This is a genomic window from Cohnella suwonensis (assembly GCF_042655365.1).
Classification (GTDB): Bacteria; Bacillota; Bacilli; order Paenibacillales; family Paenibacillaceae; genus Cohnella; species Cohnella suwonensis.
Genome location: NZ_JBHSMH010000012.1, coordinates 1 through 18,208 on the forward strand (window position 1 = coordinate 1; position 18,208 = coordinate 18,208).

Here is an 18,208-nt window from a genome sequence, read left to right on the forward strand (position 1 = left end):
TTAAAGTGGATAACACTTTCCGGAACAAGTGACCAACTATTTCCGGAATGAGTGGCTAAACATTACCGGAATGACTGACCAAAGTTTCCGGAATACGCATGCTGACCAGGTTTACTGCTAAATAAATATCTCACGAATTGGCCTTCTTTTATTTTGTAGGGCATCATATTAGGCTTATCTTCCTAGGTTGTAAGGAAAGCATGTTTCATAAAAAGAAGCAATTGTCCGCTCAAGTAAAATTATTAACTAAACATCTCTGATAAAATATTTTTGGCCTTTTTAACATCATCGGTTGATAAAGAATGAAGAAGTTCGAGGATCTTGTCTATATCTTTAGATTTATCTTTTTGTTTATGTTTTTGCCTGGCGTAAACAAACAACTCATATACACCTACTTTAAGAGCACTTGCGATTTTCTCTAAGTTAAGGATTGATATATTTTTTTCAGCGCGTTCAATTGCACCGATATAAGTATAATGAAAGCCAACAATTTCACCCAATTGTTCTTGGGAGAGACCGGACTCTTTACGTAACTCTCTAATTCTCAACCCGATAAGTTTTAAAATGTCATTCGCCATTGAATAGCACCTCTTATCAAAGTGTAGTCAACAATGGACAATGGATACACAGACTGTTGGAGGCATTCTTAATTAATACTACAAATAGGTATTATTTTATTATTACTGGGCAACATTAGTATTAGTTTGGGGGAGGAAGCATGGATATTGATAAAGATATTCTAAAGCTAGATGTCGCATATGTTACGAGTCGAGGGGTCGACTATGCTGGCTTGTTATACTCATGCAAAACAGCTGTATATGAAGGCTGGTTTGACGAGAAATACGAAAGTAAGAAAATAGCTGTTTATGTTGATGGATCTACAAGTGATTACATATTGCTAAAAATTAATGAGGAATCGTTGTCCATCGCCCTTCTCTTAGACAATCTTCATCCTTGGGATGAACTGCAAATAAAGAAATATCAAGAAAAGCTTAATGATATTAGATTGAAATTAAAAAGGTTAAAAAAATAGCATTAAATGTCGAAAATGGTTTTGAACGATTAGGTACCATTAAGATATACTAGGTAAAAGTTAACAATTATAGGGGCGATTATATTGGCTAAGCGTTCCACCGGTTGGACGGAAAATAAAATTGCCCAGTACCAAAAGGACGGACGAGGTCAAGGTGATTTTGGGGGCTATCTTCCTTGGCTTAACATTCAAGATGTTCCATCCGAGGGAAGATCTCATCGACCAAAGGGGTGGAAAACACATCGTATCCATCAGTTTCTCTCCGATTTGGAGTTGAACTATTTTTACCACCTAGAATGGATAGACGATGTTCTGGACATACGCGAACAGTTCCCTATTCTAAACAGGGAAGAAACGATACTAATCGCAGAGGAAAAGGGCATTAAACATCCAGTGGACAATAAGACTGGTGTACCGATCGTCATGACGACGGATTTTCTTATTACGATAAGACAATCCGGCCAAATAAAATATCTAGCTCGCTCGATCAAATACGATACGGATCTTCATGATATAAGAACTTTAGAAAAGTTAGAAATTGAAAGAGAATATTGGGTAAGGCAGGATGTAAATTGGGCGCTGGTTACGGATAAAGAACTAGAGGATAGGTTTTTTCAAAACATGAACATTTTCCACCCGGCATACTTTCCGAAAAATAATGAAATCTTGTCATACACGAAACAGCTTTTTCAATTTCTAGATGCTGCAGATGGTCCGCTTTCTAAAGAGTTACTTCTATTTGACGGGGAACTTGGATTAGAAAAGGGAACCGCGCTTGCATTATTTAAGCATCTCGTGGCTAAGAAAGAGATTGGTTTTAAAATGAATGAGATTGAATTTCATCCACGAATAGGATTAAATCGTTTTGAATATCCAGCGTTGAAGCCTGTGCTAAACTTCCACGTCGGGAGGGAAGCTAATTGATTTTAACAGCTAATGAAATTTTACTTCATCAGGAAACAAACAAACTATATCGCATCTTATGGATTGAAGAAAATAACATCATTGTTTATTTAATCGATATGGATGATGAGAATGAAAAAGCCCTTCCATTCAAACGTAAGTTTCAAGAAATTCAAGATGAGCTCATCACAGGGACATTATTAAAACAGAAAGAAGATCCCTACTTTTCGATTGTCCAACAGTCTCCTAACACGAAGAACATTTCTATAAGAGATCAAGCATGGCAACTAATTAAGGATATAGTTGTTCAAGAACCGAAAATATACGAAAAGCACAACCGTACTAAACTGATGGCTTCTGTGCAAGCGGAGCAATCTATTTCATACCCAGGTTTGCGAAAGTATCTAAGAAAGTATTGGCAACGCGGCAAAAATCCTAATGCTCTTCTTCCCGATTATCATCTTTCTGGTGGAAGAGGCAACGAAAAACAATCCGGAGATAAAAAACGCGGTCGCCCGAGTATCTATAGCAGCATCGGAATTAACGTTGATGATGAGACCAAAAAGAACTTCAGATTTGCAATTGACAAGTATTATCTGAATAACAAAAAAAATAGCCTTACTAAAACTTTCGAATTTCTCTTAAAGGAATTCTACGCAGAAGACTTTTATTATGAGAATGGCATATTGAAAATGAAATTTAAGGACGAAAATAAACTGCCCAAGGAAAGGCAATTCCGCTATTGGTTTCATAAAGAGTATTCAACGAAAGAAGTACTTGTGGCGAGAGAAGGCAGTCGAAAATATGGCAAGGACCATCGTGAATTATTAAGCTCGGCAACGCAGGAAGCGTATGGCCCGGGTTCAAGGTACTTGATTGATGCGACTTCAGTGAATTGTTACATCCTAAGCCGTGACAATCCGAACTGGATAATCGGTCGTCCTGTGCTGTATTTGGTTGTCGACGTTTTTAGTCGCATGGTTGTTGGTATGTATATAGGGTTGGAAGGCCCATCTTGGATGGGAGCTATGATGGCAATTGCCAACACAGCAATGGATAAAGTTAAGTATTGTTCAGAATACGGAATTAACATATCGAAAGAAGCATGGCCATGTGAGAGTTTACCTGAAATATTACTTGGTGATCGTGGTGAACTCGAGGGTTATCAACCGGAACGACTTGTTAGTGCGTTTAATTTACACCTCGAGAATGCTGCACCCTATCGTGCCGACTGGAAAGGTATTGTCGAGAAACGATTCGATGTAACGGATCAAAAGGTAAAGCCCTTTTTACCTGGATACGTTGAGAAGGATGCTTCGGAAAGAGGCGCTCCGGATTACCGAATAAAGGCTAGGCTGACTTTAGAGCAATTCACATCCATTATTATTAAACAAGTTCTTGCCTATAATATGACGCATTATATTGAAAATTATCATCGGGATGGCGATTTGCTCGAGGATAATGTAGAACCAGTACCATTAGCATTATGGAACTGGGGCATTCAACATCGTTCTGGCAAACATAATTATTTCGCAGAGAAAATCGTGCGTTTTCATTTACTGCCTCAAGAGGATGTATCAGTAACGGAGAAAGGCATACGGCTGAATTCCAAGTTGTTCTATAGTTGTGATCGAGCGATTAAGGAAGAATGGTTCGTACATGCGAGAAATAAGGGCACTTGGAAAATGAAAGCTTCCTTGGATCCTAGAAATATTTCTAACTTATATATTCTTAATGAGAAGACAGGTGATATTGAACCTTGTTTTCTATTAGACGAGAGCAAACGGTATGAGGGTCTATCCCTTGATGAAGTAAAGTATATTACCGCGCAAGAAAAAATAATGCGAAGTGGCTTAAAGCTTGAGGAGCTTAAAGCTCAACTTGGATTTATGGAGGACGCTGAAAAAGAAGCGAAGCAGGCTGAAAAAGAATCAAATCAAAACCGGTCTTCGAATTTAAGTAAAGCAGAACAAACGAAGTCTATTCAGAAAAACAGGCAATATGAGAAGGGAGCGCGACGTAAAGAGGAGGCATTTACTTTCGTCGAATCTAATAAAACAGCGGCACAAGTCATTCCTTTTTCAAAAGAAGTTCAAACCGACGACTTTAAACGTCCTTCGATCAAAGATTTGTTAAAACAAAGAATGGAGCAAAAGGATGAGTGAAGTTCCATTTCAAGGTAATGAGGAAATCAAGGCACAGTGGGTTAAAGCTGAATACCATACCCAGCAATTGCCCGATTACGAAGGTAATGTGTTAATAGAGGCTTTACCGCCTATTATGGATAGCGCAGAAGCTTACGATAGGCTCTGTAACATGCCTCTTTATGATGAAAAAGAAAGGCTTCTTTCTTCTGAACTCCGATATAATGCACTGTATCGATTACAGCATTTTTTCCAACCGATTTCTCAGCATCTCGATTTTGTCAACAGCAATTGAATTTTCCTCATTATCAGCACTTGAATTTTCCTCACTTAAGGGTTTATAGCCCATCCCCCCGAGGGGGGATTTTCGAAAATCCTCATTCGGATACTTCTTTTTCTTCGGCTGGCTCCGGCTTGAAAAATCCAGCCTTTTTCTTTTCCTTGATCCGGTAGCTTTCACCCTTAATGTTGATCGTACTGGAGTGGTGCAACAAGCGATCGAGAATCGCAGTGGCTAACACGGAGTCTCCAAAGATCTCACCCCAGCTTCCAAACGACTTATTGCTCGTTAAAATAATGGATCCTTTCTCATATCGTTCGGAGACAATCTGGAAGAAAAAGTGCGCTGCGGTGTCATCCATTTTGCGGTAGCCGATCTCATCAATGATGAGCAGGTCCGGTTTGGTATACGTTCGCATTCGCTGTTTAATCGTATGATTCTGATGGGCGAGCTGTAAGCTTTGAACCAGATCATGCGCGGTCACAAAGTAAACCGTGTATCGTCTGCGTAGCGCTTCATGGGCCAGCGCTACCGCCAAATGTGACTTCCCAACACCTGGCGGTCCCAGAAAAATGAGATTCTCCTGATGTTCCACAAACCGTAAGGTCGCCAGATCCTTGATGCGTTTCTCATCAATGGATGGTTGAAAACTAAAGTCGAATGTTTCTAACGATTTTTGAAAGGGCAGATGCGCCATTCTCGTTCGCATCTGCACAAACCGATTCTGGAGTGCTACGATAAAAGTGCAGTCGAAAAACACCCTCGCATGAAATAAAATGAAAGCTGACGAGGGGACGAGAGACAATGAATCGGTACGACAAAGTATTCAAAGAAGAAGCAGTAAGATTGAGCGATGAGATTGGATCAAAGAAAGCCGCCGAGCAGTTAGGCGTAGCCTACTATACCTTGCAGGAATGGAGAAAGCGAAGAACCCTGCACGGCGACGGAGCGCATATCGGGAGCGGACGCGCTTATGCATCTGCCGATAAGACTGCGCGTGAAATCGAATTAGAAAGAGAAATTGGCGAGTTGCGCCGCGCGAATGAAATTCTCAAGGATGCACTCGGTTTTTTCGCAAAAGACCGGAAGCGGTAAAGGCATGCCAGCTCTATGCTTACATCTGTGAACGACGGGATCGATGGACCGTCAAGGAGATGTGCGAAGTACTTGCTGTCAGCGAATCGGGCTATTACCGTAGCTTGAAGCCCACACCCAAACAGGAGCGGCAGCAACGCCTTCTGGTCAAAATCAAAGACATCATTGGAGAACATGAAGACAACAGTAATTACGGTGTCCAGCGTATTCTGCTGGCGCTGTCACAAATAGATATCACAACCAGCTACAGCACCGTCTATCGAATGATGAAGCAGCACGGCCTGCTGAAGAAAGCCAAGCGTCATCCAAACGGCATTACGCGTGAGGATGCCGCCGCTCAAAAGAGCAAGAACCTGATCCAGAGAGACTTTAGATCCTCAGCATCCAACCAAAAGTGGCTGTCGGATATCACCGAAGTCCCTTGTTCAGACGGCAAGCTATATCTATCCGCGGTACTGGATTGTTTCAACGGAGAGATCGTTGGCCTCGCCATGGACGACAACATGCGCAAGGAACTCTGCATCCAAGCCTTTGAGAACGCCTGCAGAGCAAGAAATGCTCGCGGAATGATTTATCACAGCGATCGAGGCAGCCAATTCACGAGCCATGCTTTCCGGGAGAGTCTGGCTAAACGTGACGCCATTCAAAGCATGAGCGGCACGGGGCGTTGCTATGATAACGCAAGGATGGAAAGCTTTTTTGCTACGCTAAAGAAAGAGAAGCTGTACAAGATCAACACAGAGCGCTATCCGATGGCCTATATTAAATCGGTCATCTTCAGATACATCATGGTCTACTACAACAGGCGGCGGATCTACACCACTAATCCAGGGGGCTGGCCGCCAGCTATTTATCGCGAAAGAATGCTGTCAAAAGCAGCTTAGTAACGAGATTTCTGTATGAGGGTGTTTTCAAACTGCACTTTTTTTGACAACTCCAATCCTCTCTTTATACCCGAAGTGTATTGTGCATCAATCCCCCATAAATCGATTGCAAATAGTATGGCTAAAATTGAATTGCCCTCATGATGGTTCATTGAAAACATTATGCATGGACTTCTTTGCTAAAGTAGATGATCTTGCGGGCACCGGATATTATGAAAAGTTTGGCGGTCCAAGGAACTCAATCAGTTCTATGGTAACTCAAATGGGAAGAGTAGCTAGACTTCATTGTATTGGTGCATTAATTATTGATGAGATTCAACATTTGCTCACTACCAAGGACAAAGGTTCCGAGAAGATGATGAACTTCTTCCTTCCTGTTTTCCCTCACGTATGTTGAATTTTAATGAATATCTTCCACGGACTATCCAGCTAATTGATGAAAGCGTGGAGACATTAGATCAGTTTCTTTATCGCTTATTCCCTAAAGTCATTGAATGGTTTGAAATGTCGAGATATAAAAAATGTTCCCTGAAATTAATACAGATGAAGTTCCATGGCTATAAAAAGGGATCAGAGCAGTTGCTTAGATGGGTAGAAGATCAAACGTTACGAATGAACAAACACACAAGATCTTTGTAACATGGAGGAATGTCACATGATTATGTTTCAAACCTTTCCAGGCGAATTGCTATTCAGTGCATTTGCGCGATATCATGCATATTCCGGAAACACGAGCTGTAAAAAGACAATGATAGACCTATTTGGTTCTTCGAACGTATGTGCGGTGCCTGATTTGCCGTGCCACTTGGATAAGTTGTGTGAACGGATCCCTGGGAAGGCAATGAAAGCAGAGTATGTATTAAGAAATCATACTTTCTATCCCTATTACGAGCCATTTATTAATGAAAAGAAACGAGATGCCATGTTTTATGAAATGATTCATGGTAGTGGGAAGAATTTATTTATGAAAGTTGGTCTACCTGCAAACGGTGTGAAAAATAATACTTTTCTGCAATTTTGCGATTCCTGCATCTACGAGGATAGAATAAAAATAGGCACTTCATATTGGCATCGGTCACATCAGCTGCCGGGTGTAAAAGTCTGTCATCTACATCACATTTGGCTGCGAGAATCATCGATCTTTTTTACGCAGCGTAGAAATAAGCATGAATTTATTTCATTAGAGATTTATCTTCAAAACAGTGCGTATAAAGCAAAAATGCAATTGGTTTGTGAAGATATGAATCAGCTATTTCTGGCGAAAGCATCTAATGAAATTGTTCAGGACGGAGATACGGAAAAAAAGATCGTTGATTTTCAAGAGAAATACTTTTCTAAGCTTGGTGCGATGAATTTGGTTTTTGCTAAAGGCGGAGCTTCAATAAAAAACATCATACCTGCTTTTGTATCTCATTGGGGTGAAGAGTTGCTTAATCGGCTAGGCTGTAATGTGAGTTTGGAACAAAATGATTCGTGGCTCCATAAACTTTTGAGAAAACAACGAGTTGATTTGCATCCCTTAAGACATATTTTAATGCACGGTTTTTTGCAATTAGTCTTTAACGATGAGCAAACAGAGGTTTGGGGAAGGAAAATGCCATTTGGACAAGCGCCGTGGATATGTGTAAATAAAGCATCAACTCATTATGGTGAGAAAGTAATTCAACATTGTGTTGTTTCAAGGTGTAGTAAGACTGGGAAATCGGTAGGCACTTTTTATTGCGATTGTGGTTTTGTGTTTTCACGAAAAGGACCGGATAAGCAACAACAAGATCGACTTAGGATTGGCCGGATTAAAGTGTTTGGACCTGTCTGGCGACAACGACTTATGGAGATGATGAACGATGATTCTCTTTCTTTAAGGGAAAAGGGGAGAAGGCTTGGTGTCGATCCGACCACAGTGAAAAATCAATGTAAACTTGTGACGTCAATAGAATCGAAGAATCAAAAAAGTATTTTGCCATTAGGAAGCTCCAATCGGAGCGAAAAAAAGACGGCAAAAAGAAAAGTAGAAGCTCATTCAAAAATAAGGGTAAACTGGTCGGAGCGAGATAACTTCTTAGCTAAACAGATAATCACAAAAGCAAGTCAGTTAACCTCAAATCCAAAAGTTAGAGTAACCCGGACAGAACTCGCAAGACAAATACGATCACTATCCCTTATACAAACGAAGATAGATAAACTGCCAAAAACAAAAAAGGAGTTAAGTATAGTTGAAGAATCAAAAGTTCAGTTCATAGAACGAAGAAAACTTAGACGGGCGAACATGTAACTCAGAAAGTTGAATCCTTTCATTCGACACACGGGAGAATTTGCGTTAATAATAGAAATACAATAGTCTTCTTAAGACGGATTGTGCCTCGAACGGCAACAATGTACGTTGGTCTAGATCTGCAATTCGACTTGGACTACAACAACGAGATAAATTGGAGATTCTATGAAACTATACTAAAGACGATGAAAACACGAACTCATAACGAGTTTGTGTTTTTTAAATCATTCGTTCTAATTACGCAGTAGTCTAGTACACATATTTATGATTTCGCGCTTGCCATATTGAAATATATCTTTCTAGAAGGATAACATAAACTATGGTATTATTTTACTATTGTAATCGAACGAATGGTTACTCTCGTAGGAGGAATTTATGAAACATGTTCCTTTTAAAGTGTCTGCGCGGGCAGCAAGACTGATCGGAAGAGAAAATGTTAGTAACGCAGACGGAGCAATTATCGAGCTAATTAAAAATGGATATGATGCGGATGCAACTGCTTGTTTAATTATTTTTGATATTAAATACAATCAGATTCCCAAAAAACTTACATTAGGTGAATTTCATTCCCTTGAATTAGGTGTTAAAGAGGAGCAACTTCTTCAGAGTTTTTACAAAGTTCTTAATGGTTTTTATGAACTGAAGACCATTGATGAGAGTCAGGAAAATCAGCTCTTAGCAATCTTTCGTCGTCAAAATCGGATTTACATCATTGACAATGGAGACGGAATGTCCGATGAGATAATCGAAAATAATTGGATGACAATAGGGACTAATAATAAAGAAGTTGATTTCGAAAGCAAAAAAAAACGCGTGCGAACTGGTGCAAAAGGAATAGGAAGGTTTGCTTTAGATCGACTTGGCAATCAATCTAGAATGATAACTATCCCGAGAGGGAATTTTGGAGGTTTTGATTGGAAAGTTCGGTGGAGTGACTTTGAGCGACAAGGAGCAAACTTGGACCAGGTCTTCGCACAGATCAGTAACACTTCATATGATACATTTTTTCTAACTATTGAAAAGATTCTTTCAATATTCCCCAACACCAGTAAAGTTGCTACAAAAAAAAAATTTAGTCAGGGCACAATTATTGAAATTAGTGAACTTCGAGATAATTGGAATTCCGAGAATATTCAAGGCATTTATAAAAATTTAGAAATATTAACACCACCACAAGATTCATTCGAATTTGAATATTTTGAAGATGAGGCTGAAGATTTTGAAGGTCAGTCTGACAGATTGGAAGAAATCGAAGTAGATAATTATGCATTTAAAATGTACCTTCATTCTACGATGGCTCCTAAAGAGTATGGTAGGATTAGAACTTCGATATGTGACGATTTCGATTATAAATTATCAGCGGAATATAATGAAAATCAAGAATTAATTGTAACAATCCATAGAAATGAATTTAATGTGGAATTGCTGGATAAACGATTGTTCGAATATCCTCAAATGAAACAATGGCCCTTTAATAAAGAAACATTTGAAACTAGTAATTCTTTCACAAAAAAATATACGCTTCCTCAGTTAATGCCTGGGAATTTAAGCGGGTCGCTTGATAATATTGGGCCATTTCAATTCACAGTTTACTTTATGAAAAGATCGTTACAGCAAGATGATAAAGAACGACTTTTTCAGCGAGAATTTCCATCATCTACAAGAAGTGAGTGGCTGGACAGCTTTGGTGGAATAAAAATGTTTAGAGATTCATTTCGCGTGCGCCCATATGGTGAAGCAGGTGGGAGTTCATTTGATTGGTTAACGCTTGGCGAGCGAGCTGCTAAGAGTCCAGCTGGTGTAACTCATAAAAGTGGATCTTGGAAAGTTCGACCTAATCAAGTGGCAGGATTAATTAGAATTTCTCGCATTTTAAACTTAAATTTTGAAGATAAATCAAGCAGGGAAGGCATTCAGGAGACTCCGGAATTTCAAACCTTTAAAGTACTATTACTTAGAATAATTCAATTATTTGAAGATGATCGCCAAGCTATAATGCGTCTTCTGAATCAGTTGTATGAAGAGGTAAATGAGCAAGAGTTAAACAAAGATAAAGCTAAAAAAGTAGCAGAAAAAGTTGTTTTGGAGTCTGCTAGGAGCACCACTAACAACACTAAAGAGGAAGTTGAAAAAAATCAAAATGAGCGAAGCTTTCTTGCTAAACAAGTTCTGGCATTTAGTCGTGAACGTGATGAGCTAATTACAGAGTTAAAACTCTTAAAAGGTTTAGCAAGTACAGGATTAGTAATTACATCATTTGCTCATGAATTGAAAAACCTAAGTGCTAATATTCTTCCGCGTACTCAAGATTTGCGGGCAGTTCTTCAAAAGATAATAAGCAATGATACAGTTCAAAAACTTAAATCATACAATAACCCATATATCATGATTGATGACTTTAGAAATCAGGATCAAAGATTGAAACATTGGCTTGATATTGCATTAAATGTTATTCGAAAAGATAAACGTACACGCAAAAAGGTCGATCTTTATATGATGTTTGAAGAGTATGAAAGAACGTGGTCAGCAGCTCTGGCATTTCAGTCTGTTGAATTAATCATCCCAAAATCGAATGTCGATAAAACCTGTTTATTTCGAATGTTTCCGATTGATTTTGATAGTGTGTTTAATAATCTTTTGTCTAATTCATTAGATGCATTTCAAAGAAAGGATGCACCTAACTCGAGGCAAATTACAATAGGGTTAGAAATGGAGGACGGGAAAATAGTTTTTACTTATGAGGATTCTGGCCCAGGGCTGTTAGCTACAATAGATAATCCTTACAAGATCTTCGAATCCTTCTTTACTACTAAATTAGACGCCATCGGACGCCCGGTCGGGACAGGTCTTGGAATGTGGATTGTAAAAACGACAATCGATGAGTACCGAGGACAAGTTGAATTAGTAAAAGCAAGACCAGGTTTTAAACTTAAGATCAAACTTCCTGTGAGAAAGGACGAAGGGATAGTAAACCATGTATAAAATAGCCTATATAGACGATCAGGATGGACAAATTCGTAAAGTGCAAAGAACGGTATCAGCCGATGAAATAGAAGCATCTGAAATAGATCTTTCGACGAATCCAGAAGAAGTTATTCAACAAATTATTGAGTCAGATTTTGATGCCGTCTTAATTGATTATAAGCTAAATGAAACTCGAGCTGATATTCACTATTCTGGAGCTGACTTAGCCAGATTGTTGGGTCAGACACTGTATAATTTCCCTTATTTTTTACTCACCTCACACAGCAACGATGCAGAAGAGGAAGCAGAAGACGTGCATCGTGTATATGATAGGGCTGAGTTCTATCAAAATCCTCAAAAATTAAATAGACGAATAAAAATGTCTATCGATCATTACCGTAGGGAGATTGAAAAATCTGAAACACGACTAGAAGAGTTAAAAGCAAAAGAATCATTAAGTTTACTAGAAGAAGAAGAGTTAATTAGCTTAGACGACTTCTTAGAGAAATCAATTAGTCAAGGTGGAAAGATTCCTAAAGAGCTTAAGAAAACGTCCCATATTGATAAAATGAACGAATTACTTTCTGCAGCTCAAATGATACTGGGAGAAGTGAAAAGACAGAATGACAAATAATATTCCGTTTCGAGAAAGCCATCCATCTAGAACGTGTACGACGCAATATACAGATCATAAAAGGTTTAAACCACATTTGCGTGTAGACTTCAATCAGCGCTGTGGATATTGTCATGCAAATGACATTTACTTGGGTGGAGCAACTGTGTTTCATGTAGATCACTTTGCACCACAGAAAAAGTTTCCTGATTTAAGGCTTAATTATTCCAATTTGGTTTATTCTTGTCCATATTGTAATCGTAGTAAAAGTGATGACTGGCCATCAACAGATGCAACTCAAAATATTGCAAATGACAAAGGTTACATTGACCCATGTGGTGAAGAATATGTAAATAATTTTTGCCGTGATCCTCAGGGCAATATCGTTCCGTTGTCGCCAGTAGGGATATATATGCATAAAAGATTGAGATTTGGATTAAGGAGACATCAGATACTTTGGATTATTCATCAAATACGAGTAACAATGAATGAACTTCATTCTGAACTTGAAAAAAAGCCAGCTGATTATGCGCTATTGACACAACTTGCTTCATTAAACAAAGAGTATTTGCAGTATTGGGACTATATCACAGATAATAAAGCAAATGCTTGATATGTGGGTGCATCACTTGCGACCTTGATTTTGTACTGCTCTGAGTAATTGTAATGTGCTTTGTAATTTTTGATTTGAAGCCCAATAAGCATGATAAAGTGTGTAAAGCTGATTACCGGGTAATAAACCATCTGAAGTTTGTTGTTCAAGTACATCCAAGCTTTTGTTATAAATAGATTGAAACTGTTCAATGACTTCTTCCATGAGGTCCATAGGATTCCTCCTATTTTAACAAGCTTTTTCTAAAAAAATATGCAGGCCCTTCCATTTGTAAGACAACTACTTGTGAATTTTAAGGATTTAGTGTGTCCACGAAGGTGTCAGGTTAAACAACTATTCACATTTTGACCATAGCCAAAAGGATCCATACTACAATTGGATTCTAGATACGGCCATAGTTGTAAATTAGTGTAGGCACATCAGATGAGGAAACAAGGATAACCAACAGCAGGTAGCTATGAATAGAGGGGAAATAATTGCAGGAAAAGCAAACAGGTTCATTTTATACACCAAAGTTATTAGTTGAGTATATGTCAAAGTATGTAATGAAAAGAAGTATTGAATGCATTCTCGAACCCTCTTTTGGAGACGGAAGATTTTTAGAAGCTCTAAAGGGTCAGAAAATAGATGCAGTTGAATTAGACATAACAAAAGTTGAACATGCTGCAACGACAAAGTCTGAAAATGTAAACTTAATTTGTGCTAACTTTGTTGAGTATGCCTTGTCTTCTGAAATGAAATATGATCTTGTAATTGGAAACCCACCGTACATAAGCAAAAAAGCTGTTTCAGAGCAGGAAAGAGAACTTTCCTTACAATTAATGAATTACTGGTCACTCCCTGATTCAATATTTCAGAACTTATGGGTATCGTTTGTTCTTGGCTCACTTAAATTGCTAAAAGATAACGGAGTTATTTTTTTTGTTCTTCCATTTGAATTCCTTCAAGTACATTATGCTGAAAAACTTAGAGCTGTTCTTGAAGAAAAGTTCAACCTAATAGAAATAACAACATTTAAGGAAAGCGTATTTCCGGACATTGAGCAGGATGTTTGTTTAGTATTAATGACAAATGTACCCCTAAAAGAACCCATAGTTAAATACACAACTGTAAAGAGTATCAGTGATTTCACGCCACTCGAATACAGCGAAATCAAAAGAAATAAACCATTGAAAAAATGGTCTAACGCCATTTTGAATGACGATGAAATTGAATTATTAATGAATCTTTCAAGTCGGTATATAAAAGTAGATCAATTAGGCGATTCCTCTCCAGGCATTGTAACAGGTGCAAACAATTTTTTTATTCTAAATAAGACAGAGGTTGACCAATTAAAAGGCATCGATTTGGTGTTGCCTTTAATCCAAAAGGGTTCAGATTTAGGAGGTCAATTAGTTTTAACTAGTAATGACTTTAATGAGTTAGATGAATTAAATAAAAAGGTATGGTTGCTCCAGTTAAATGATAAAAATATCAATAATATTTCATTGGAGCTAGGTGAATATCTTCAAGATGGAATTGATAAGAAAATTAATAAAAGATACAAGTGTGAAAATCGAAAGAACTGGTATGAAGTTCCGATAATTACTTCGGGAGATCTTATGTTCTTTAAACGATACAATAAAATTCCAAAATTAGTTGTTAATGAAGCGAGTGTAAACGCAACAGATATTGCGTATAATATTCGTCTCCACAAACAATTTGATCCATACTCAGTAGCATTCTGTTTTTATAACACTCTCACTTTTACATTATGTGAATATTTTGGAAGGTTTTACGGAGGCGGTGTAGGGGAATTAGTGCCCAGTGAATTTAAGTCTTTAAGTATTCCATACAAGAATATTAATAGGAATAGCGTGAAAAAATTAGAAAGGATGCTAAAGTCAAAGAATTCGATTGAAAGCATTCTAAAATATGTTGATAACATCGTTTTAAATGATCTTTCAAAAGATGAGTTACTAGTGCTTAATCGGATCCGAGAAAAATATCTAATAAGACGCTTGAAGATAACTCCACCAGTTTAACTTGTACGCATCAATTTGATTACAGAAAGCCAACAAAGAGACTACCAAAAATACTTCATTAAGGTTGGACCCAACTTTAATGTACATGATCAAAACTCGGCCCAGACTTTAATGTACGAATTAACATTATATTAAGTCGTCAAAACTCTTGAGAATATAAGGATTTTGAGTGTCAAACTTTAATGTACACGGACATTCGTTGTGGAACCAGTAAAAAATTATGGAACTAGTTAAAAAACTGTGGAACTAGTAAAAAAAGTGTGGAACTACATGAACAGTCTCGATTATGCCGTATGTCCGTTTAAATTAAAGATGAAAACTGGATTATAGATGAATGCAGCCAGAAAAGTCCCGAACAATTATTTTTCGGGACTTTTCTTTAAAGATGATTACGAAGAACTATCGATTTGGTAGATAGAGTTTTAAATACTATATATTTGAGGAGAATTGTCCAGTGGAAATAAAGTGTTAGACTGAAAATAAAGTATTAGACCGTGAAAAAAATGTTATAGACTGTCACTTCAAATGAGGAATAGAAAATAGTTTTAGCAATACCATGAATATTTCAGTCCTATAGAGCCACTTGGTTAATGAGTGAGAGCCATTTCGTTAATAAAATAGGGCCATGATGTTAGTGTACAGAGCCAGTTTGGGACTAAACTATCGGGCAGCAGATAACGTGGTAGTAATCCCTTTAACTTATGGTGCGCTCCCCTTATTATTGTCTTAGCTCTTCAGCCAATCAATCGTTCAAAGCGGCGATGTCGAGCCTGCGAAGGCGTGCCTGGTCGGCAATCATGCCGATCTCGGCGATCTTGCCATCCACAACCGTGAATTCGAGAATGAATATCGGTTGATCCAAATGACCCACGATGACGCCTACCGATCCGTTCACGAGCACCGGCTTCATGCTCCGGGCACGATCGGCGAATTGCTTGGCCTGCTTGGCCACGGCCTCTGAACCGCGAACAACCGGCGCATTTGCGACTGGCGCGAATACGGGGTCGTTTCGAAGTACGACATTCGGATCTAATACCGAAAGTAGTTTCTCAAAGTCTCCGTTGCGCGATGCGGCGAGGAATGCGTCGACAAGCTCCCGTTTACGCTGAAACTCCGCAGTTTCCGAAGTTGACTCGGCATCCTGAACCCGGCGTCGTGCGCGGCTCGCCAATTGTCTTGCTGCGGCCTCGTTACGCCCGATAATGGGAGCGATCTCCGAAAAAGACAAGGCGAATATATCGTGCAACACGAATGCAATGCGTTCGGCAGGATTTAATTTTTCGAGGATCACGAGCATCGCAAGACCAACGGAATCGGCCATCAGCGCTTCGTGCTCAGGGTCGCTTCCGTCTTGGCGGCTAATTACCGGTTCAGGTACACTAACCATCGTAAGCTCCTCGCGACGCGATTTACGAGATCGCAGCATATCAAAACATACTCTTGAAACGATTGTTGTCAACCATCCTCCAAAATTCTCGACTCCGCTCGTATCTGAGCGACTAAGACGTATCCATGACTCCTGTAGAGCGTCATCCGCTTCGCTCAGAGATCCGAGCATCCGGTAAGCCACCGTCTGCAGGTGATTCCGATGCGCCCCGAATTGTTCTACAAGCCAGTTGTGATCGTTCATGCGCCTCATACCCTTCTTCGTTTCCTCTTTATTTATATGTCGAATGAAACTCAGCAGATGTGACGGAGTTGTACGAAAACTACAGTTTTTATTTCGAATTTCTCATCAAAACATTTTTCGCCATTTCTGTCACGTTTCCTTCATGACTTACGACATAGTTAGTGACAAAGGAAACCGGTCTATGTGAAAGAAGAGTCTACCGGTTGTCCGTTGAAAACATTTAAACCAAGGAGATGATTGTTGTGAGTACGAGTTTGATCCCTTTTCTTGAAATGAACGGAAGCGCGAATGAGGCTATCGATTTATACGTGAAGGCGTTGGATGCCAAGGTCACTTATATGCTTCGGTTCAGAGACATGCCGGAAAATCCGGAAGCTCCACTGCCGACAGAAAAGAAGGACTGGGTGAATTACGCCGTCTTGAAAATTGGCGATTCCGAACTACAGATTACCGATAATGTTACTGGAAGCACTTACGAGAAGGGAACGCAAATCACCATCGTTGTTCAAACCGACGACAAAGAAAAAGCTACCCAATATTTCGAAGTATTGAAGCAAGGCGGTCGAGTGAACGACCCGCTACAAGCAAGTTTCTTCAGCCCCGCTTACGGTAATGTAACGGATAAATTCGGTATCACGTTCCGGATCCTTACAAAAGGACGTCAGTGATCTATCGCGCCACTGATCTTTCGCATCATAAACACAAATAGCATGGGATAGCGGCCCTGTACGCATTGTCAGCGGCAGGGCCGCTTACTTTTTGAGGAATCATTTTACCTGACGAGAACCTGCTTTGAAATATGTTGTCATTCCGTTAACGGAGGACGAAAATTGAAAATTGTAGAATGGGAAAGCCGCATATTCTGTTGGCTCTCCTTATTAACTTGGTGGCTCTATTTCGTTAACGTCATGGCTCTCAATAATTAACCAAGCGGCTCTGCCGCACCGAAATATTCATACCAGGCGCGTAACTATACCATGACGGAAACCTTGTTGAAATTGGCAAATATGCCTTGATGTATCTGGGTAGATCATCAATCCATTGCTGGAGTTGACGCTGATTGAGCGTTGAAACCTTCTTTCCGACTTTCGTGGATCGTTGATCCGTACTCTGTCTATGCTACCAGGCGAGCAAAATCCCGTTCTGCATACTTATCCCCATTCACCCGGCAATTCCGGACTTTCCGCCAACCCAACGATCCGAACGCTTCTTTAAATAATGAGAGAACACATAACGCCAAGGAATGCAGAAGGGGAAAATCGCCACGATCAAGCATTCGAACACGACTCCCAAGGTTGAGTCGTCTATCTGCCCGGCATTCCAGAGCGGGAGAGCGACGACGGATAGCCAGATCAGCTTCCAGAGCATCTCCCATAAGAGCAACGGAAGCATCTGCAGAGGATACCGGAGACCCAAGAGGGAGAGAGCCGAGAAGGCGGCCAGCATGCATTGGACGATGCCCTCCATCAGTTCCCACTGTTCGTGGCGGATGACGCCGGGCCATACCACGATTCCGAGTCCTACGACAACAAGAAGGTACAGGGCACGCAACAGGTAGAGACGAAACACCGAGACTTCCTTCATGATTAACCGCTCCTCTTAATAGGTTTTCTTCATCCACGCCGTGATGCCAATTCCGTCCGAGTCATGCAATTCCTCGACATCGGCATAGCGAAGCAAAGCCCCGTCCTTGATGGCGATGAAGCTATCCCAGATCGACTCGAGCTCTGGGATCTCGTGGCTGGCCATGAGT

The 18,208-nt window shown here is 39.7% G+C and carries 16 protein-coding genes and 2 pseudogenes; 13 read left to right on the top strand and 5 right to left on the bottom strand.

Annotated elements, in window-relative coordinates; genetic code table 11:
- Positions 1–242 precede the first annotated feature (242 nt).
- Entirely contained in the window at positions 243–578 is a 336-nt protein-coding gene (locus tag ACFPPD_RS06970) for a helix-turn-helix domain-containing protein (RefSeq protein WP_209748763.1), read from the bottom strand.
- Between the two features lie 140 nt (positions 579–718).
- Here ACFPPD_RS06970 and ACFPPD_RS06975 point away from each other — a divergent pair, with 140 nt between their 5' ends.
- The 4 genes from ACFPPD_RS06975 (at position 719) to ACFPPD_RS06990 (ending at position 4,375) form a co-directional block, all read left to right on the top strand.
- The gene (locus tag ACFPPD_RS06975) at positions 719–1,033 is read left to right on the top strand and encodes a hypothetical protein (RefSeq protein ID WP_209748764.1); all 315 of its coding nucleotides are present in this window, start codon (positions 719–721) and stop codon (positions 1,031–1,033) included.
- Between the two features lie 84 nt (positions 1,034–1,117).
- Positions 1,118–1,957 (top strand): TnsA endonuclease N-terminal domain-containing protein, encoded by an 840-nt coding sequence (locus ACFPPD_RS06980; RefSeq protein WP_209748765.1) that lies wholly within the window; start codon positions 1,118–1,120, stop codon positions 1,955–1,957.
- A complete protein-coding gene (locus ACFPPD_RS06985; RefSeq protein ID WP_209748766.1) occupies positions 1,954–4,101 on the top strand; it encodes a DDE-type integrase/transposase/recombinase in 2,148 nt (715 codons plus the stop codon). Before ACFPPD_RS06980 ends, ACFPPD_RS06985 begins: the two co-directional genes overlap by 4 nt.
- Positions 4,094–4,375, top strand: a complete 282-nt coding sequence (locus ACFPPD_RS06990) for a hypothetical protein (RefSeq protein WP_209748767.1) — start codon at positions 4,094–4,096, stop codon at positions 4,373–4,375. Before ACFPPD_RS06985 ends, ACFPPD_RS06990 begins: the two co-directional genes overlap by 8 nt.
- Positions 4,376–4,457: 82 nt before the next feature.
- Here the strand turns inward: ACFPPD_RS06990 and istB are convergent.
- Positions 4,458–5,081 (bottom strand): annotated as a pseudogene (istB, locus tag ACFPPD_RS06995) (IS21-like element helper ATPase IstB); the annotation flags it as partial.
- A gap of 83 nt (positions 5,082–5,164) precedes the next feature.
- On the opposite strand from istB, the gene ACFPPD_RS07000 reads away from it, so the two are divergent.
- The 7 genes and pseudogenes from ACFPPD_RS07000 (at position 5,165) to ACFPPD_RS07030 (ending at position 12,801) form a co-directional block, all read left to right on the top strand.
- Positions 5,165–5,455: a transposase gene (locus ACFPPD_RS07000; RefSeq protein ID WP_209748769.1), complete on the top strand. Its 291-nt coding sequence runs from the start codon at positions 5,165–5,167 to the stop codon at positions 5,453–5,455.
- Between the two features lie 23 nt (positions 5,456–5,478).
- Positions 5,479–6,339: an IS3 family transposase gene (locus ACFPPD_RS07005; protein ID WP_209748864.1), complete on the top strand. Its 861-nt coding sequence runs from the start codon at positions 5,479–5,481 to the stop codon at positions 6,337–6,339.
- 55 nt (positions 6,340–6,394) lie between these two features.
- Positions 6,395–6,712, top strand: a pseudogene (locus ACFPPD_RS07010) (AAA family ATPase); the annotation flags it as partial.
- 282 nt (positions 6,713–6,994) lie between these two features.
- Positions 6,995–8,611 (top strand): TnsD family Tn7-like transposition protein, encoded by a 1,617-nt coding sequence (locus ACFPPD_RS07015; RefSeq protein WP_209748771.1) that lies wholly within the window; start codon positions 6,995–6,997, stop codon positions 8,609–8,611.
- Positions 8,612–8,986: 375 nt separating this feature from the next.
- Positions 8,987–11,593, top strand: coding sequence for a sensor histidine kinase (locus ACFPPD_RS07020; protein ID WP_209748772.1), 2,607 nt, complete (start codon positions 8,987–8,989; stop codon positions 11,591–11,593).
- Positions 11,586–12,209 carry a response regulator transcription factor gene (locus ACFPPD_RS07025; protein ID WP_209748773.1) on the top strand — a complete coding sequence of 208 codons (624 nt, stop codon included), beginning with the start codon at positions 11,586–11,588 and terminating at the stop codon, positions 12,207–12,209. The genes ACFPPD_RS07020 and ACFPPD_RS07025 overlap by 8 nt, the downstream gene beginning before the upstream one ends.
- Positions 12,199–12,801 (top strand): HNH endonuclease, encoded by a 603-nt coding sequence (locus ACFPPD_RS07030; RefSeq protein ID WP_209748774.1) that lies wholly within the window; start codon positions 12,199–12,201, stop codon positions 12,799–12,801. Before ACFPPD_RS07025 ends, ACFPPD_RS07030 begins: the two co-directional genes overlap by 11 nt.
- A gap of 12 nt (positions 12,802–12,813) precedes the next feature.
- On the opposite strand, the gene ACFPPD_RS07035 is transcribed toward ACFPPD_RS07030, so the two are convergent.
- Complete coding sequence (locus tag ACFPPD_RS07035; RefSeq protein WP_209748775.1) at positions 12,814–13,014, bottom strand: hypothetical protein; 201 nt, start codon at positions 13,012–13,014, stop codon at positions 12,814–12,816.
- Positions 13,015–13,277: 263 nt separating this feature from the next.
- Here ACFPPD_RS07035 and ACFPPD_RS07040 point away from each other — a divergent pair, with 263 nt between their 5' ends.
- Entirely contained in the window at positions 13,278–14,825 is a 1,548-nt protein-coding gene (locus tag ACFPPD_RS07040) for an Eco57I restriction-modification methylase domain-containing protein (protein WP_209748776.1), read from the top strand.
- 742 nt (positions 14,826–15,567) lie between these two features.
- Here the strand turns inward: ACFPPD_RS07040 and ACFPPD_RS07045 are convergent.
- On the bottom strand, positions 15,568–16,455 hold the full coding sequence (locus tag ACFPPD_RS07045; protein ID WP_209748777.1) for a sigma-70 family RNA polymerase sigma factor: 888 nt from the start codon (positions 16,453–16,455) through the stop codon (positions 15,568–15,570).
- Between the two features lie 233 nt (positions 16,456–16,688).
- Between ACFPPD_RS07045 and ACFPPD_RS07050 the strand changes: the two genes are divergently transcribed.
- Positions 16,689–17,123: a VOC family protein gene (locus tag ACFPPD_RS07050; RefSeq protein ID WP_378081644.1), complete on the top strand. Its 435-nt coding sequence runs from the start codon at positions 16,689–16,691 to the stop codon at positions 17,121–17,123.
- 493 nt (positions 17,124–17,616) lie between these two features.
- Here ACFPPD_RS07050 and ACFPPD_RS07055 read toward each other — a convergent pair whose 3' ends face one another.
- Positions 17,617–18,039: a hypothetical protein gene (locus ACFPPD_RS07055; protein WP_209748779.1), complete on the bottom strand. Its 423-nt coding sequence runs from the start codon at positions 18,037–18,039 to the stop codon at positions 17,617–17,619.
- Positions 18,040–18,208: the final 169 nt, after the last annotated feature.

Excerpts from the sequence above, each read along its gene's own strand:
- ACFPPD_RS06975 (WP_209748764.1), top strand. The coding sequence starts at position 719 with ATGGATATTGATAAAGATATTCTAAAGCTAGATGTCGCATATGTTACG.
- ACFPPD_RS07035 (WP_209748775.1), bottom strand. The coding sequence starts at position 13,014 with ATGGACCTCATGGAAGAAGTCATTGAACAGTTTCAATCTATTTATAAC.
- ACFPPD_RS07025 (WP_209748773.1), top strand. The coding sequence starts at position 11,586 with ATGTATAAAATAGCCTATATAGACGATCAGGATGGACAAATTCGTAAA.
- ACFPPD_RS06990 (WP_209748767.1), top strand. The coding sequence starts at position 4,094 with ATGAGTGAAGTTCCATTTCAAGGTAATGAGGAAATCAAGGCACAGTGG.
- ACFPPD_RS07000 (WP_209748769.1), top strand. The coding sequence starts at position 5,165 with ATGAATCGGTACGACAAAGTATTCAAAGAAGAAGCAGTAAGATTGAGC.
- ACFPPD_RS07045 (WP_209748777.1), bottom strand. The coding sequence starts at position 16,455 with ATGAACGATCACAACTGGCTTGTAGAACAATTCGGGGCGCATCGGAAT.
- ACFPPD_RS07050 (WP_378081644.1), top strand. The coding sequence starts at position 16,689 with ATGATTGTTGTGAGTACGAGTTTGATCCCTTTTCTTGAAATGAACGGA.
- ACFPPD_RS07020 (WP_209748772.1), top strand. The coding sequence starts at position 8,987 with ATGAAACATGTTCCTTTTAAAGTGTCTGCGCGGGCAGCAAGACTGATC.
- ACFPPD_RS07055 (WP_209748779.1), bottom strand. The coding sequence starts at position 18,039 with ATGAAGGAAGTCTCGGTGTTTCGTCTCTACCTGTTGCGTGCCCTGTAC.
- ACFPPD_RS06970 (WP_209748763.1), bottom strand. The coding sequence starts at position 578 with ATGGCGAATGACATTTTAAAACTTATCGGGTTGAGAATTAGAGAGTTA.
- ACFPPD_RS07030 (WP_209748774.1), top strand. The coding sequence starts at position 12,199 with ATGACAAATAATATTCCGTTTCGAGAAAGCCATCCATCTAGAACGTGT.
- ACFPPD_RS07015 (WP_209748771.1), top strand. The coding sequence starts at position 6,995 with ATGATTATGTTTCAAACCTTTCCAGGCGAATTGCTATTCAGTGCATTT.